The 14,528-nt window shown below is 62.8% G+C and carries 18 protein-coding genes; 13 read left to right on the top strand and 5 right to left on the bottom strand.

What is annotated here, in order from left to right:
• Positions 1–17 precede the first annotated feature (17 nt).
• From VVT58_RS23190 to VVT58_RS23245, 12 genes are all read left to right on the top strand, one after another.
• The gene (locus VVT58_RS23190) at positions 18–710 is read left to right on the top strand and encodes a PepSY domain-containing protein (protein ID WP_026109409.1); all 693 of its coding nucleotides are present in this window, start codon (positions 18–20) and stop codon (positions 708–710) included.
• Positions 711–752: 42 nt separating this feature from the next.
• Positions 753–1,199: a DUF305 domain-containing protein gene (locus VVT58_RS23195; protein ID WP_017502281.1), complete on the top strand. Its 447-nt coding sequence runs from the start codon at positions 753–755 to the stop codon at positions 1,197–1,199.
• Positions 1,200–1,270: 71 nt separating this feature from the next.
• Positions 1,271–1,666: a DUF305 domain-containing protein gene (locus VVT58_RS23200; RefSeq protein ID WP_017502282.1), complete on the top strand. Its 396-nt coding sequence runs from the start codon at positions 1,271–1,273 to the stop codon at positions 1,664–1,666.
• Between the two features lie 46 nt (positions 1,667–1,712).
• Positions 1,713–2,156: a DUF411 domain-containing protein gene (locus VVT58_RS23205; protein WP_021243446.1), complete on the top strand. Its 444-nt coding sequence runs from the start codon at positions 1,713–1,715 to the stop codon at positions 2,154–2,156.
• A 193-nt stretch (positions 2,157–2,349) separates the two neighbouring features.
• Entirely contained in the window at positions 2,350–2,577 is a 228-nt protein-coding gene (locus VVT58_RS23210; RefSeq protein WP_234781450.1) for a hypothetical protein, read from the top strand.
• Between the two features lie 103 nt (positions 2,578–2,680).
• Entirely contained in the window at positions 2,681–2,965 is a 285-nt protein-coding gene (locus VVT58_RS23215; protein ID WP_021243444.1) for a hypothetical protein, read from the top strand.
• A gap of 135 nt (positions 2,966–3,100) precedes the next feature.
• Entirely contained in the window at positions 3,101–4,330 is a 1,230-nt protein-coding gene (locus tag VVT58_RS23220) for a TolC family protein (protein ID WP_017502287.1), read from the top strand.
• The gene (locus VVT58_RS23225; RefSeq protein WP_021243443.1) at positions 4,327–5,820 is read left to right on the top strand and encodes an efflux RND transporter periplasmic adaptor subunit; all 1,494 of its coding nucleotides are present in this window, start codon (positions 4,327–4,329) and stop codon (positions 5,818–5,820) included. Before VVT58_RS23220 ends, VVT58_RS23225 begins: the two co-directional genes overlap by 4 nt.
• A complete protein-coding gene (locus VVT58_RS23230) occupies positions 5,817–8,960 on the top strand; it encodes an efflux RND transporter permease subunit (protein ID WP_021243442.1) in 3,144 nt (1,047 codons plus the stop codon). Before VVT58_RS23225 ends, VVT58_RS23230 begins: the two co-directional genes overlap by 4 nt.
• Before the next feature lie 11 nt (positions 8,961–8,971).
• The gene (locus VVT58_RS23235; protein ID WP_021243441.1) at positions 8,972–9,364 is read left to right on the top strand and encodes a copper-binding protein; all 393 of its coding nucleotides are present in this window, start codon (positions 8,972–8,974) and stop codon (positions 9,362–9,364) included.
• A gap of 247 nt (positions 9,365–9,611) precedes the next feature.
• The gene (locus tag VVT58_RS23240) at positions 9,612–10,055 is read left to right on the top strand and encodes a hypothetical protein (protein WP_021243440.1); all 444 of its coding nucleotides are present in this window, start codon (positions 9,612–9,614) and stop codon (positions 10,053–10,055) included.
• A 58-nt stretch (positions 10,056–10,113) separates the two neighbouring features.
• On the top strand, positions 10,114–10,308 hold the full coding sequence (locus VVT58_RS23245) for an SHOCT domain-containing protein (RefSeq protein WP_021243439.1): 195 nt from the start codon (positions 10,114–10,116) through the stop codon (positions 10,306–10,308).
• Positions 10,309–10,327: 19 nt separating this feature from the next.
• Here VVT58_RS23245 and VVT58_RS23250 read toward each other — a convergent pair whose 3' ends face one another.
• The 4 genes from VVT58_RS23250 to VVT58_RS23265 form a co-directional block, all read right to left on the bottom strand.
• Positions 10,328–10,714, bottom strand: coding sequence for a DUF302 domain-containing protein (locus VVT58_RS23250; RefSeq protein ID WP_021243438.1), 387 nt, complete (start codon positions 10,712–10,714; stop codon positions 10,328–10,330).
• Positions 10,715–10,846: 132 nt separating this feature from the next.
• A complete protein-coding gene (locus VVT58_RS23255; protein ID WP_021243437.1) occupies positions 10,847–11,605 on the bottom strand; it encodes a TSUP family transporter in 759 nt (252 codons plus the stop codon).
• A 4-nt stretch (positions 11,606–11,609) separates the two neighbouring features.
• Positions 11,610–12,146 (bottom strand): rhodanese family protein, encoded by a 537-nt coding sequence (locus tag VVT58_RS23260; protein WP_021243436.1) that lies wholly within the window; start codon positions 12,144–12,146, stop codon positions 11,610–11,612.
• Positions 12,143–12,475 carry a helix-turn-helix transcriptional regulator gene (locus tag VVT58_RS23265; protein ID WP_021243435.1) on the bottom strand — a complete coding sequence of 111 codons (333 nt, stop codon included), beginning with the start codon at positions 12,473–12,475 and terminating at the stop codon, positions 12,143–12,145. Before VVT58_RS23265 ends, VVT58_RS23260 begins: the two co-directional genes overlap by 4 nt.
• A 67-nt stretch (positions 12,476–12,542) precedes the next feature.
• Here VVT58_RS23265 and VVT58_RS23270 point away from each other — a divergent pair, with 67 nt between their 5' ends.
• Positions 12,543–13,430, top strand: a complete 888-nt coding sequence (locus tag VVT58_RS23270) for an MBL fold metallo-hydrolase (protein ID WP_081659623.1) — start codon at positions 12,543–12,545, stop codon at positions 13,428–13,430.
• 203 nt (positions 13,431–13,633) lie between these two features.
• On the opposite strand, the gene VVT58_RS23275 is transcribed toward VVT58_RS23270, so the two are convergent.
• Positions 13,634–14,500, bottom strand: coding sequence for an undecaprenyl-diphosphate phosphatase (locus tag VVT58_RS23275; protein ID WP_021243433.1), 867 nt, complete (start codon positions 14,498–14,500; stop codon positions 13,634–13,636).
• Positions 14,501–14,528 lie beyond the last annotated feature (28 nt).

Consider the following 14,528-nt stretch of genomic DNA (forward strand, 5'->3'; position numbering starts at 1 on the left):
CCAAACTCCGCTTCCACATCGGGGCTAGCCGCGTTCATCGCTGGTTAGCCCTGGTTATCGGCGTCCAGCTGCTGCTTTGGTTTGCGAGCGGTCTTGTCATGAGCCTGTTGCCGATCGAGCGAGTCCGCGGTGAACATCTCGTCGAGCGATCGTCGCCGGCGATATTGGAACAGTCGAGATCGCGCGCGCCGTTGGACCTAGTGTTGCGCGCGGCGACCAGACCCGTGCGTGAAGTCCGATATCGCGCGCTGCTCGGCCGCGAGATTGCGGAGGTCGAGTCTATCGATGGGACGATCTCACTCCACGATGCAGAAACAGGTCGTCGACTTGGTCCCGTGAACGCTGCGATGGCTCGCGCGGTGGCGATACAGGCCTACCGTGGTACGTCGGAGCCGCCGAGCGTGCGCCTGGTTGTGGCGTCGACCCCAGAATTCAAGGGCGTCCTGCCGGCCTGGCGGGTGGACTTCCCTGACCGCGAAGCGACCCGCGTCTATGTTGCCCAGAATAGTGGTCGGATCGTCGCTGTGAGAAATGGAACGTGGCGCCTGTACGATTTCTTCTGGGCGCTCCACATCATGGATTGGAAAAACCACGAAAATTTCAACACGCCGTGGTTGATGGCGTTTGCCGCAGGTGGTCTCGCATTGGCGATCGCGGGTTCGGCACTTTTGTATCTTCGGTGGCCGCGAAAGCGACGCCGCACGGGTTGAATAGTCAAGCAGGATCGGGGCGGGGGCCAAAGGAGACGACCAATGATGAAAAATGCCTATGCGAGCCTCGCCCTGCAGACCTTGGTTGGCGGCGTCATCATGTATCTGGTGATGTTCGTCATGATCGACAGCTTGGGGAGCTTCTACAACAACCTGAATATGCTCTACATGACGCTAATGATGGTGGCGCCCATGGTGGTGCTGATGGTCCTCGCGATGGGCCATATGTTCCCGTCGAAAAAGGCAAACGCGGCCCTTATATTAGGGTCAGTTGCGATATTCGCCGGATCATTTGCCCTCATCCGCACGCAAACAACGATCGGCGATACAGCATTCCTCCGATCGATGATCCCGCATCATTCGGGCGCGATCCTGATGTGCCGCGAGGCCTCCTTGAAGGATCCGGAAATCGTTCGTCTGTGCAGCGGCATCGAGGAATCTCAGCGCCGCGAAATCGATGAAATGAAGGCTATTCTAGCCCGCAAGTAGGCTTCGCGCTCCCGTTCCCGTAAATTTTGTGCCGCCTCACGAGGGAAATGGCGCGCCCATGCGTATTATCAATGCGGGGCGCTGAGGAGAGAATTGTGAAGAAAATAGTCCCCATCATCATCGCTGGATTGGTGGCCGCGCCGGCGATCGCCCAAATGCAGGGCATGGACCATAGCAAGATGGACATGCGCCAGACCATGAACCCCACGCCAGCCAATCCTTACCCGCCTGCAGAAATGGAGATGCATCAGAAGATGATGTCCGCCACGGGCAGCGATGCAACGGAGACCTGGGTGCGCAAGATGATCGAGCATCATCGCGGTGCGATTGCGATGTCACGCATCGTTTTGCGCGACACCAAGGACGCGCAGGTCCGAATGATGGCGAACAAGTCAATCACCGAGCAAACGCGAGAAGTGGGCGAGCTTCAAGGCTGGCTGAGAGCCCACAACAAGCGCGCCCAATAGACCTTTCCTCCCCCGCCCAGGGGCGGGGGAACCAATAAGGGATCGTATGACACTCAAATTTGCCCTCGCTGCGTTCATAGCAGCCTTCTCCGTCGCCAGCGCCGAAGCTGCCCCGATCATCATGCATCGTGACCCTGGTTGCGGTTGCTGCGAACAGTGGGCGGCCCAGGTGCGCAGACAATTTGGACAAAGCGTCAATATCGTCGACGACCAGCAACGCGGCCGCTTTCAACGCGCTCAAGGCGTGCCCGCTGCGCTGGCATCATGCCATACTGCAATTGTCGATGGCATAGTTTTCGAGGGCCACGTTCCCATTGCCGACATGAAGCGCGCGATCGCGAAGCGCCCGAAGGGCGTAAAGGGATTGGCCGTAGCGGGCATGCCGCTGGGTTCTCCGGGGATGGAAGTCCCCGGCCAAAAACCACAACCCTACTCTGTCATCGCCTTCGGATCGGCGGGTCAGACGGTATTTGCCCGACACGGCGGGTGACCATCTCGTTGATCTTTGATGCTACGAGGCGTAATAAATAACGGCTGTGAAACGCGTTTTGCAACTTCTTCTCCTTCTGGGAGCCATGGTTGGCTTGATTGGCCAAGCGGCGGCCTTTGCGTCCGCTCCGCCTGCGATGTCCGCCCCAATGGCCACGTCTGTGCAGGCCGTGGCTGGGATGTCGGAAGACTGCATGAAGATAATGGCACAGCAGCAACAACCTGCTCAGAAGCCTTGCAAGGGCATGACCCTGGAATGCATCGCGGCCATGGGCTGCGTCGTTCCGCTGGCCGTTCGTAATGACGCGCCTATGCTGGAAGCACGCGAAGCCAGTCCAGCTCTGCCCTTCTGGGCAACCATCACTGTCCTGCACGGCAGTGACCTCACTCCCGAACCGGAACCACCGACTCTCCTTGGCTGATCGACACCGGCTGCCAGGCTGACAGGATTCTTGCGTCTATCGCGCATCTGAAAATCCTGTCTGACCCGCGGCTACCACGATATTTTGCCCAAGGATTACAGTCATGAAGAACCGTGTTTTCTATGCCCTGCTGGGCATTGCGCTTGCCGCTCCCGTTGCCGCTTTCGCCGGCGAACCCAACACAAACTCGCAGTCTGGCCATTATGAATGGCGTCAATCGCCAAACTATGGCCCGCGTGCGCCATCTATGAGCCCCCGTCGCGTCTGGGTGCCCGATGCTCCGCAGATGGCGAACTGCAACTGCGACATGATGAAGATGAGCGCGGCGGACTGCATGAAGGAGATGCATAGCATGGCATCGCCTTCGTCGGCTCCCTCGGCCGGCTAGGCACAGCCTCTGGCCGTGTAAGGTCGCATAGACGGCCAGGCCAGCAGTGGCGGCGGGATTGCCCCCATCCCGCCGCCACTGACATGCCTGCCAGAGTGCGCGACGCCGGCCTGATCCTCCGATCAGGAGTTTTCCATGCGATTGTTTGTTTGTCTGCCGCTGCTCGCGGCGATCCCCGGCGTTGCATTCGCTGGTCCCCTCACTTTCGACGCTGCGCTCCAGCGCGCGCGGCAGGAAGCGCCGTCGATCAAGGCCAAGGCGCTCGCCGCCGAGGCCGCTCGTTCCGCTCGTGGCGGCGCCGGATCGCTACCTGATCCGACTCTGGCCGTTGGGCTCGACAGTTTCCCGATCTCGGGGCCATTGGCGTTTGCTCCCGGGCAGGACAATTTCACGATGGCGCGGGTGGGCGTGTCCCAGGATATTCCCAACCTCGCCAAGCGCCGTGCGCAACGCGCCCGCGCTGACAGCGATATCAAGGCTGCAGATGCCGACACCGCATTTGAGGCGCGTTCGGTTGAGGTCGGCACTGCGCTTGCCTGGATCAACCTTGCCTATGCCGAGCGCCGGCTGACCGCGCTTGATGATCTTCTAGCCCGTCTGGAGCGCGTGGTGCGGACAACGCCCAGTGCCGTCGCGTCGGGCAATGCCCGGCCTGCGCAGACTCTTGCCGGCCGACAGGCTATCGCCTCATTAGAAGATCGTCGCAGCGAACTGGTCTCAAACATAGCGCGGGCACGGGCTGCTCTGACGCGATGGACGGGTGACCCGGCGCCTGAAATTGCCGGATCTATTCCCGACTTCCCTGTCGATGGGGCCGAACTGCGCGCTGGCCTGGATCGCCTTCCCACCATGGCAATGATCGACGCCCAGTCCGGTCAGGCAATGGCCGATGTGCGTATGGCCGATGCCAACCGCCGTTCCGACTTCGGGGTGAACCTTGCCTATCAACGCCGCGACCCTCGTTTTGGAGATTATGTGTCAGCCGGTGTGACGGTCAGTCTGCCCTTCTTCACCCGCAGTCGACAGAATGCGGGCATTGCGGCGGCCCAGGAGAATGCCGGACGCATCCTGGCCGAACGCGACGCGGCCCTGCGGGCGCTGGCCGCTGATCTCGAAACCGATCTTGCGGACCATATCATGCATCATGAACAGTGGCTGCGCGCGCGGGACACATTGCTGCCACTCGCCGAGCAGCGGGTGACGTTGGAGACGGCAAGCTACGGGGCAGGTCGCGCCAATCTTGTCGATATCGCGGATGCCTATGCGGCCCTTGCCGACGTCACCCTCAACACTCTCGACCGTGAAGCCCTTGTCGCTGCTGACGGTGTTCGACTGAACCTTACGTATCGGAGCGAATCGCAATGAGCCATTTCACAATCCCTCGGGGCGGCCTTTTCGGTGCCGCGGCGCTGCTCGCGGTCGCCGCTGGCGGGGTCGGTTTCACCATCTCTGAATGGAGAGGAGGATCACCCGACGCTACGGCCGCCAAACCGCCGGCACGCAAGATCCTCTATTGGTATGACCCGATGATCCCCGCTGAGCATCATGACGGTCCAGGCCTGTCGTCGATGGGAATGCAAACAATCCCGCGCTATGCGGATGAGGTGGGGGCAAGCGCGGCACAGCCGGGAATATCGATCGACCCGTCCGCCTCCCAGGCGCTCGGGATGCGAACGGTGGCTGTGCGGCGCGGCGAATTGGCGAGCAGTCTCACCGCCACCGGCACGATCGACTTCAACCAGCGCGACGTTGCGATCGTTCAGGCGCGTGCAGGCGGCTTCGTTTCCCGTGTCTATGGCCGCGCACCTGGTGATGTGATCGGTGCAGGCGCGCCGCTTGCCGATGTTCTGGTGCCGGAATGGGGCGGCGCACAGACCGAGTTTCTGGCGGTCCGCCGCACCGGCAACGCCGCTCTGATCCAGGCCGCGCGTCAACGGCTCATGCTGCTCGGCATGCCCTCCGGCACGATCGCATCGGTCGAGCAAACCGGACGACCGCATAATGTGATCACCATCTCCACGCCCACGGGCGGCGTGATCAAGACGTTGAACGTGCGGGGCGGCATGACCTTGATGGCAGGCCAGACGCTTGCCGAGGTCAACGGGCTCGGCACGGTCTGGTTGAATGCCGCCGTGCCCGAAGCGGTCGCCGGTCCCTTGAAGCCTGGACAAGCGGTGCGAGCCGCGCTTGCAGCCTTCCCCGGCGAAACCATCTCCGGGCGTGTCTCGGCGATCCTGCCCACGACTCAGGTCGACAGCCGGACGCTCACGGTGCGGATCGAGCTGCCCAACCGCGGCGGGCGCTTGCGGCCCGGCATGTTCGCGACCGTGTCGTTCGGCGGCAGTACGCAGCCGGCATTGCTGGTGCCGTCCGAGGCGCTGATCCGCACCGGCAAGCGGACGTTGGTGATGCTCGCGCTCGACAAGGGGCGTTACCGCCCCGCCGAGGTACAAACCGGGCGCGAATCCGGTGACGATACCGAGATATTGGCTGGCCTAAGCGAAGGTGAAAAGATCGTCGCCTCGGGCCAGTTCCTGATCGACTCCGAGGCGAGTTTGTCCGGCGTCGAAGCGCGGCCGATCGGTGGCAGCGCGCCGCCGGCAATTGCCAAACCCACAGCTGTAGCCGCGCTGTACGAGACCGTCGGCAAGATCGAACAGATCACCACCACTTCGGTGACGCTCAGCCATGAGCCGGTGCCCGCCATCGGCTGGCCGGCAATGACGATGACCTTCCAACTTCCAGACCCGAAGATCGCGCGGGGCCTGAAGACTGGCGATCGCGTCCGCTTCGGCTTCGACCAGCCACCGGCCGGACCGACGATCCGGCGTTTGGCGAAGGTTGCCGACCAATGATCGCCCATCTCATCCGCTGGTCGGTCAAGAACCGCTTCTTCGTCCTGATCGGCGTGCTGGCCCTCATCGGTGTAGGCGTCTGGGCGGTGCGATCGACCGCGATCGACGCGCTGCCCGATCTCTCCGACACCCAGGTCATCATCCGCACCAGCTATCCGGGACAGGCGCCGCAGATCGTCGAGAATCAGGTCACCTATCCGCTCACCACCACCATGCTCTCGGTCCCCGGCGCCAAGACGGTGCGCGGCTATTCCTTCTTCGGCGACAGCTTCGTCTATGTGATCTTCGAGGACGGCACCGATCTCTATTGGGCGCGCAGCCGCGTACTCGAATATCTCAACCAGGTGCAGGGACGATTGCCGGCGAGCGCGCGTAGTGCGCTCGGTCCAGACGCGACCGGGGTCGGCTGGGTCTATGAATATGCGCTGGTTGACAAAACCGGCCGGCACGATCTTGCCCAGCTTCGCGGGTTTCAGGACTGGTTCCTGCGCTACGAGTTGAAGACCGTCCCGGGCGTCGCCGAGGTTGCCAGCATCGGTGGGATGGTGAAGCAGTACCAGGTGCTGCTCGATCCGGTGAAGCTCGCCGCCTATGGGATTACCCACAGCCAAGCGGTCCAGGCGATCCAGCAGGCCAATCAGGAAGCGGGCGGCTCGGTGCTGGAGATGGCCGAGGCCGAATATATGGTCCGCGCCTCGGGCTATCTGAAGACGCTCGACGATTTCCGCGCGATCCCGCTCAGAACCGCTGCGGGCGGCGTGCCCGTGCGGCTAGGCGATGTCGCCACGATCCAGATCGGCCCCGAAATGCGGCGCGGCATCGCCGAATTGAACGGCGAAGGCGAGGTCGCCGGCGGCGTGGTGATATTGCGCTCGGGCAAGAACGCCCGGGAAACGATCGCGGCGGTCAAGGACAAGCTGGCGGACCTCAAGAAGAGTCTGCCGCCCGGCGTCGATGTGGTGACGGTCTATGACCGTTCACAGTTGATCGACCGCGCCGTCGCGAATCTCACCCACAAGCTGATCGAGGAGTTCATCGTCGTCGCGATCGTCTGCGGCCTGTTCCTCTGGCATGTTCGCTCGGCGCTGGTCGCGATCCTGACCTTGCCGCTGGGCGTCCTCGCGGCATTTACCGTGATGCGGTTCCAGGGGGTGAACGCCAACATCATGTCGCTCGGCGGCATCGCCATTGCCATCGGTGCGATGGTCGATGCGGCCGTGGTCATGATCGAGAATGCCCACAAGAAGATCGAGCGCTGGGAGCAGGATCACCCGGACAAGCATCTCGAAGGCGAAATGCGCTGGATCGTCATCACCGAAGCTGCTGCCGAGGTCGGACCGGCGCTGTTCTTCAGCCTGCTGATCATCACGCTGTCCTTCATTCCCGTGTTCACGCTCGAAGGACAGGAGGGCAGGCTGTTCGCACCGCTCGCCTTCACCAAAACCTATGCGATGGCGTCAGCGGCGATCCTGTCGGTGACCCTGGTGCCGGTGCTGATGGGTTTGCTGATCCGGGGAAAAATCCCGCCCGAGCAGTCGAACCCGGTCAATCGCTGGCTGACCAATATCTATCGACCCGCGCTCGACTGGACGATGCAGCGACCGAAGACAGTGCTGCTGATCGCGGCACTCGCCTTTGCGACCACGGCCTGGCCGCTCACACGCCTTGGCGGTGAGTTCATGCCGAATATGGACGAGGGCGACCTGCTCTACATGCCGTCAGCGCTTCCCGGCCTTTCGGCGGCGAAGGCGTCGCAACTGCTCCAGCAGACCGATCGGCTGATCAAGACCGTGCCTGAGGTCGAGAGCGTGTTCGGCAAGGCCGGGCGCGCGGAGACTGCAACCGATCCGGCGCCGCTGGAGATGTTCGAGGCCACGATCCAGTTCAAGCCACGCGATCAGTGGCGGCCGGGGATGACGCCCGACAAGCTGGTCGAGGAGCTTGATCGCACGGTGAAGCTCCCCGGCCTCGCCAATGTTTGGGTGCCGCCGATCAGGAATCGCATCGATATGCTCGCCACCGGCATCAAGAGCCCGATCGGGGTCAAGGTGTCGGGTGCCGATCTCGCCCAGCTTGATCGCGTCGCGCATGACGTCGAGGCGGTGGCCAAGACCGTACCCGGCGTCAGCTCGGCGCTCGCCGAACGGCTGACTGGTGGACGTTATGTCGACGTCGACATCAACCGGGCGGCCGCCGCTCGGCTCGGGTTGAACGTCGCCGACGTTCAGGCGATCGTCTCGGGCGCGATCGGCGGGGAGACGATCGGCGAGACAGTGGAGGGGCTTGCGCGTTATCCGATCAGCGTGCGCTATCCGCGTGAGCTGCGCGACAGCCTTGAAGGGCTGCGCACCTTGCCGGTTCTGACCCCGTCGGGACAACAGATCACGCTTGGCACGGTGGCAAATATATCGATCGCAGAGGGGCCGCCGATGCTCAAGACCGAGAACGCACGGCCCTCGACCTGGGTCTATGTCGACGTGCGCGGGCGCGACCTCGCCTCGGTAGTCGGCGACCTGCAACGCGCGGTGGCGAAACAGGTCAGGCTTTCGCCCGGCGTCAGCCTCGCTTATTCTGGCCAGTTCGAATACCTCGAGAGGGCAGTCGACAAGCTAAAATTGGTCGTACCGGCAACGCTGTTGATCATCTTCGTACTGCTTTACCTGATTTTCGGACGGTTCGATGAAGCCGCGCTGATCATGGGGACCCTGCCGTTCGCGCTGACCGGCGGGATCTGGACGCTCTACCTGCTCGGTTTCAACCAGTCGGTCGCGACCGGAGTCGGGTTCATCGCGCTCGCTGGCGTCTCCGCCGAGTTCGGCGTGGTGATGCTGATCTATCTCAAGAACGCATTGGAGGAGCGCGAGAACCATTCGGATGCTGCCGAGGTCGAGGCGGCGGTGCGTGAAGGCGCGCTGCTGCGTGTCCGGCCGAAGGCAATGACCGTCGCGGTGATCCTCGCAGGCTTGCTGCCGATCCTGCTCGGCTCGGGCGCTGGCTCCGAAGTGATGAGCCGGATCGCTGCGCCGATGATCGGAGGCATGCTGACCGCGCCGCTGCTGTCGATGTTCGTCCTTCCTGCCGCCTATCTTTTGCTCCGGCGGCCGAAGAGCAAGCCCTTACCTCAACCTCTCATTTCATGAAGGAGAAGACCATGAACCGTGCACGACTGACCATTGCCCTCGGCCTCGCCGCCCTGACCGCCGCCTGCGGCAAGAAGGCGGAGACGCCCGTTGCGGCCGAGACCAACCAGGCGGCGCCCGCCGCGACCATGAGCGGCGACATGGGCAACATGGCGATGGCGCCAGCGGCGCGCACCGCGATCAAGGCCAAGGGCCACGGCACCGTCACCGCGATCGACAAGACGGCGGGCACGATCACGCTTAACCATGGCCCGATCCCCGAAGCCAATTGGCCGGCGATGGCGATGGCGTTCAAGGCGGCGCCTGCGATCACCGATGCGGCCAAGGTCGGCGACAAGGTCGATTTCGACCTCACGCTGACAGGTAATGCGGGTGAAGTGACTGCGATCCACACGCAGCCCTGACCAGTTGATCGTGGTGCCGTTCGCCACCGCCTCACCATTATGATGCAGCATCGGCCTGCGGAGGCAGCTTCGCCGGCCGATGCTGAAAAAATGCACGTTTGATATCGCGCAATGACGCACCGGCCAAAGGGACCGATTCTATCCCGTGAGGCCGTCGACCAAAGCGAGTTGGCTTGGGACATTTACGGATAGAGCCAAATTCGTTGTTCCATGATCTTCGGCCCCGAATTGCAGATCACTGGAGGGCATGATCATGGTTTCGATGCGCAAGATTACGACCATATTGGCTTTGACCGCTTCTTCCCTTGTGCTGGCCGTTCCGGCCGGCGCGCAGTCGAACGGCGGCCCCGGCACGATGATGGGTCCGGGAATGATGGGTCCGGGCATGATGGGTCCGGGGATGATGGGCCCCGGGATGATGGGTCCGGGCATGATGGGTCCCAATGGGTGCCCCCACTGCGGGATGATGTGGAATCAGCGGCAGGCCAATCTGAACCTTTCGATCGCCGATGTCCGCGCCAATCTCGAGCAATGGCTTCAATGGAATCAGAACACCCGCCTCAAGGTTGGCCGGGTCGTGGAAACCGACGCCAACACGATCACCGCCGACATCGTGACGGCGGAAGGCAATTCGCTGGTCGAGCGCTACACGGTCGATCGTCATTCGGGCTTCTATCGCCCGGCCCGCTAAGATGATGTGGTGGGACCGAGCCTGTGGCTCAGCATATTGGACCGCCGGTTGGGGGGTGATGCACGCGATCATCCCCTTGACCTTGCTTGCATTCCTGGTTTTCGGCGTAATCCTGCTGGTCCGCAAAGGCCGCTCCGACGCGCCGCTCGAGAAACGCAGCGGGCTGGAGATCCTTGACGAACGCTACGCGCGGGGCGACCTCGATCGCGAGGAATATCTGCAGAAACGCAAGGACCTGGAGGTTGGGCCGTAGGTCCGCGCCGCCCCTCTCGTCAGAGGGAGGCGATCGCGCGCTGCAACTTGTCCCTGACCTGCTGAGCTGCCGATTTCAGTTCTGTATTATCGATCGCCTGCATTGAGGCAACGGGATCGATCGCGGCCACCTCGACCTGTCCGTTGCCGACATCCTGCACAATCACATTGCACGGGAGCATGGTCCCAACCTTGTCCTCGATCCGAAGCGCCTCATGGGCCAGCGATGGATTGCAGGCGCCAAGAATGCGATATTCGCGGAAATCAACGTTGATCTTCTTTTTGAAAGTCGCGCTGATGTCGATGTCGGTTATGATCCCGAAACCCTCTTGCTTCAGGGCCTCGGTCGCACGCTGGACTGCTTCGGTGAAGCCCATCGACAGCGTCTTGGCAAAATAATAGCTCAATGTTTGTCTCCGATGTGCGGTTGAGATGACAGGCAATGACCGAATGCGGCGCGCATGCTGATCACCCCCTTACGGGCCATTGCAGTAAGGCACTGTTAGTCGAAGGCGGTCGCCGGTTAAGTTGCCTCTCCTTCATTTAAGCAAGATGTAAAGACCGACCGCGACCACCATGGCAGCAAAGCCGCTTCGCGCGACCGTCACGCGCGTGGCGAGCCAGCGCGAAACCGGCAAGCCCAGCGTCGCACCCGCGACACCGCCCGCCACCAACGGGGTGAACAGTGCCCAGTCGACCAATCCCGAGACGGAGTAGCTGATACTCGTTGCCCCGCCGAACAGGGTGACGGACACGAGGCTGGACGCCGATGCGTTGGCAAGCGTCATGCCGGTCGAGGCCATGAGGCCGGGCGCAATCAGGAAGCCGCCGCCGATGCCGAAGAATCCGGCCGCGAAGCCGGCTGCCAAGCCCACAGGAGCCAGCTTCCACACCATCGGCGGGGTCAAACGGACGCCGGGGTCACCCTCACTCTTGCGCGGCATCAGCATCGAGATGGCGATCGCGATCATCGCCAATGCGAACCAGTGCAGCAGGGCCGCACCGTCGATCATCTTTCCGACCTGCGCTCCGGTCAGTGCGCCGACGAGTCCGGCCGCAGCAAAAACGCTGGCACAGGGCCATTTGACGGTGCCCGCACGCGCCTGGGCGGCAAGGCCGGTGGCGGCGTTGACCGCGACGGCCGCGGCAGAGGTGCCGATGGCCACATGCGTATCCGCGACGCCCACCACATAGATCAGCCAGGGCGTCGCCAATACCGAGCCCCCGCCGCCAAAGACGGTGAGCAGCAGGCCGATGAGGACGCCGCCGAGGGCCGCAAGGAGGAGCGTTTCCGTCACGATGTCAGGCAGCGCGAGCGCGGCGGTTCCAGGGGGCCAGCATCAGAAGCCGCGCCATACCGCAAAAGCCGGTGGCCCCGGCAAAGGTCAGGCCCGCGCCGACAAAGGCGGACAGGCCGAACCAGCCGGGTGCCACGACGAAGCCAAGGATGACTCCGATGAGGACGAGCAGGCCCGCCGCAATCTGGACCTGCCGCATGATTTCCAGCGGTGCCTTGGCGTCCACGGCGACCGGCAGGCCCGCCTTGCTCCACGCGTCGATGCCGCCCTGAAGCACATAGGCCTGGCCGGAGACGCGCGCGGCGAGGCGATCACAGGCTCCAGCCGTGCGCATGCCTGACCGGCAGGTGAAAATGACCTCACGATCGGGCTCGACAGTCAGGCGGGCCGCCTCCCAACCCGATAGCGGCTGGGAAACCGCGCCGGGAATATGGCGTCGGGAAAATTCGTCCGGTTCCCTGATATCGACCAAAATGGCGCTGCCATTTGCGAGCCGACGGCGGGTGTCGTCGGGCGAGAGTGGGATCAGACCCGCAGTCATGGCGTTGGCTCCTCATCGGTTGGGCAGAACAGTTCGGCGAGCGTGGCGATGACGCGCAGCGCGGCCGGATCGACAATTCGGTAATAAATGGTTTGCGCAGCGCGCCGGGTAGCAACGATGCCCTCTTCACGCAGCAACGCCAGATGCTGCGACAGCGCGGACTGGCTAAGCCCGACGCGCGGCTGGATCTGACCTACGGAGAGTTCCCCATCGGCAAGCTGACACAGGATCATCAGTCGCCGCTCGTTGGCGAGCACGCGCAGGAGCGTGGCGGCGCGAGCAGCGTTGGCCTCGAAGGTTGTCAGGTCGAATTTGGCGAGATCGAGCATGCTCCAATTATATTCATTGATTCTAATTTAGCAAGTGTTAATATGAAGGATATTAGGAGGTAACCTCGTGTCTCATGCTCTCCCCGTCTCCGCAGCCAGGCCCGCCGTGCAAGGGTTCTTCGATCCCGCGACCAATACCGTCAGTTACATCGTCCATGATCCTGCGACCAAGGCGGCCGCGATCATCGATCCGGTGCTGGATTTCACAGCGCGCAATGGGCGTACCAGCACTGCCAGTGCGGACGCGCTGCTGGCGGCGGTCCGCGAGCAGGGACTGGATCTGCGCTATTTGCTGGAAACCCATGCCCATGCGGACCATCTTTCCGCCGCGCATTATCTGCGGGCGCAGACCGGCGCCCCGGTCGTCATCGGCGCGCGCATCACCGAGGTTCAGGCGATCTTCGGCGATCTGTTCGAGGCGAATGACGTCGCACGCGACGGCAGCGCTTTCGATCGGCTCGTGCGCGAAGGCGATGTGCTGCCGCTCGGTGAGCAGAACTTGCATGTCATGGACACGCCGGGACATACGCCCGCCTGCGTCAGCTATCTGATCGGTGATGCCGCGTTCGTCGGCGACACAGTGTTCATGCCGGACTACGGCACTGCCCGGGCGGATTTCCCCGGCGGCGATGCCGCAACGCTTTATCGCTCGATCCGCAAAATACTCGACCTGCCCGCCGCGACGCGCGTTTTCACCGGGCATGACTATCCCCCGGCATCCCGCGCCAAACCTGCTTGGGAGGCGAGCGTCGCCGAGCACCGAAGCAACAACCTTCATGTTCGTGATGGTGTTGGAGAGGCCGAATTCGTGGCAATGCGCAAAGCTCGCGACGCCGGGCTCGAAGCGCCGCTGCTCATTCTGCCCTCCCTGCAGGTAAACATTCGCGCCGGTGAAATGCCGCCGGCTTCGCCTTCGGGACATGTTTACCTACGCTTGCCGGTCAACGCGATTTGAGGCTTCACGAGCTGGTGATGAATTCGCGAGCGCTTTGCCTTTCGTCGCGCCTACGACGTCAAGCGCGCCATCCCCCCGGCTCGGCGCGCGGGGGGGAAGGAGGGCATGCGGACCTGACTTCGCTTCCGCAAGGCCAGTTAAATACGGTTGGTCTCAGCGCACTTCACACGGTCTCGATCTTCAGGGCAATTGAAGTTCCGACACTATAAGATGTTGGCGGTCGTAAGGAGCAGAAGGACGCCGAGCATCCCGCGATAGACGACGAATGGCCATGCAGAAAAGCGCTCGAGGAATCGCATCAGCGCCCAGATAGCCACAAAGGCCGAGATCGAGGCGGTAAAGAGGCCGAGTGCCAGCACAGACCAGCCATGCAGGTCGAGTCCCACCCGATGAAGTTCCCACAGCTCCTTGAACCCGGCGAGCGCGATCGCCGGGATGCCAAGCAGGAATGAGAACCGGGCCGCTTCTTCGCGCTTGAATCCGAGCGCGAGCGCGGCGGTGAGGGTCGATCCGGAGCGCGATACGCCGGGGATGAGTGCGCCAACCTGCGCGAGACCGACGAGCAGCGCATCGGCCAGCGATGAAGCCTCGATGCCACGGCGATGGCGTGCCAAAATCTCGGCGAGACCCATCAGCACTGCCATCGCGATGCAAGCCCAACCGATCACCGGCAAGGCGCGAAAGGGCGAGTTGCATGTGTTGAGGCTGTTCGACAGCAGAGCGCCCGCTAGCACGATCGGGACCGTCGCGAGAGCGATCCAGATTGCCAGACGAAGATCAGGATCAGCGAACTGCCGACGACCGATTGCCGATACTGAACCGACCGCTAGGCGGCGGACATCCTGCCAGAAATAGCTGATGACCGCGGCGAGCGCGGCGAGCTGCATCGCGGCTGAAAAAGCCGAGCCGGGATCCCGCCATCCCAACAGAGCCGGGACGACCCGCATATGGGCTGTTGACGAAATCGGCAGGAGTTCGGTGATACCTTGCACCACGCCCAAGAAGGCGACCTTGGCATAGCCCAGTGTCACGAAGCCCGTGTCGACGCCCGCGGCACATTGTCCGGTCATAGCAGTGCGGTCCTATTGGGTGGTGGGT

This window comes from Sphingobium sp. SJ10-10 (genome assembly GCF_036038995.2).
Classification (GTDB): domain Bacteria; phylum Pseudomonadota; class Alphaproteobacteria; order Sphingomonadales; family Sphingomonadaceae; genus Sphingobium.

Bases quoted from the DNA above. Each gene is read 5' to 3' on its own strand.
- VVT58_RS23205 (WP_021243446.1), top strand. From the start codon at position 1,713: ATGACACTCAAATTTGCCCTCGCTGCGTTCATAGCAGCCTTCTCCGTC.
- VVT58_RS23265 (WP_021243435.1), bottom strand. From the start codon at position 12,475: ATGCTCGATCTCGCCAAATTCGACCTGACAACCTTCGAGGCCAACGCT.
- VVT58_RS23245 (WP_021243439.1), top strand. From the start codon at position 10,114: ATGCACGCGATCATCCCCTTGACCTTGCTTGCATTCCTGGTTTTCGGC.
- VVT58_RS23240 (WP_021243440.1), top strand. From the start codon at position 9,612: ATGATCATGGTTTCGATGCGCAAGATTACGACCATATTGGCTTTGACC.
- VVT58_RS23225 (WP_021243443.1), top strand. From the start codon at position 4,327: ATGAGCCATTTCACAATCCCTCGGGGCGGCCTTTTCGGTGCCGCGGCG.
- VVT58_RS23235 (WP_021243441.1), top strand. From the start codon at position 8,972: ATGAACCGTGCACGACTGACCATTGCCCTCGGCCTCGCCGCCCTGACC.
- VVT58_RS23200 (WP_017502282.1), top strand. From the start codon at position 1,271: ATGCGGGGCGCTGAGGAGAGAATTGTGAAGAAAATAGTCCCCATCATC.
- VVT58_RS23260 (WP_021243436.1), bottom strand. From the start codon at position 12,146: ATGACTGCGGGTCTGATCCCACTCTCGCCCGACGACACCCGCCGTCGG.
- VVT58_RS23230 (WP_021243442.1), top strand. From the start codon at position 5,817: ATGATCGCCCATCTCATCCGCTGGTCGGTCAAGAACCGCTTCTTCGTC.
- VVT58_RS23210 (WP_234781450.1), top strand. From the start codon at position 2,350: ATGAAGATAATGGCACAGCAGCAACAACCTGCTCAGAAGCCTTGCAAG.
- VVT58_RS23215 (WP_021243444.1), top strand. From the start codon at position 2,681: ATGAAGAACCGTGTTTTCTATGCCCTGCTGGGCATTGCGCTTGCCGCT.
- VVT58_RS23275 (WP_021243433.1), bottom strand. From the start codon at position 14,500: ATGACCGGACAATGTGCCGCGGGCGTCGACACGGGCTTCGTGACACTG.
- VVT58_RS23220 (WP_017502287.1), top strand. From the start codon at position 3,101: ATGCGATTGTTTGTTTGTCTGCCGCTGCTCGCGGCGATCCCCGGCGTT.
- VVT58_RS23195 (WP_017502281.1), top strand. From the start codon at position 753: ATGATGAAAAATGCCTATGCGAGCCTCGCCCTGCAGACCTTGGTTGGC.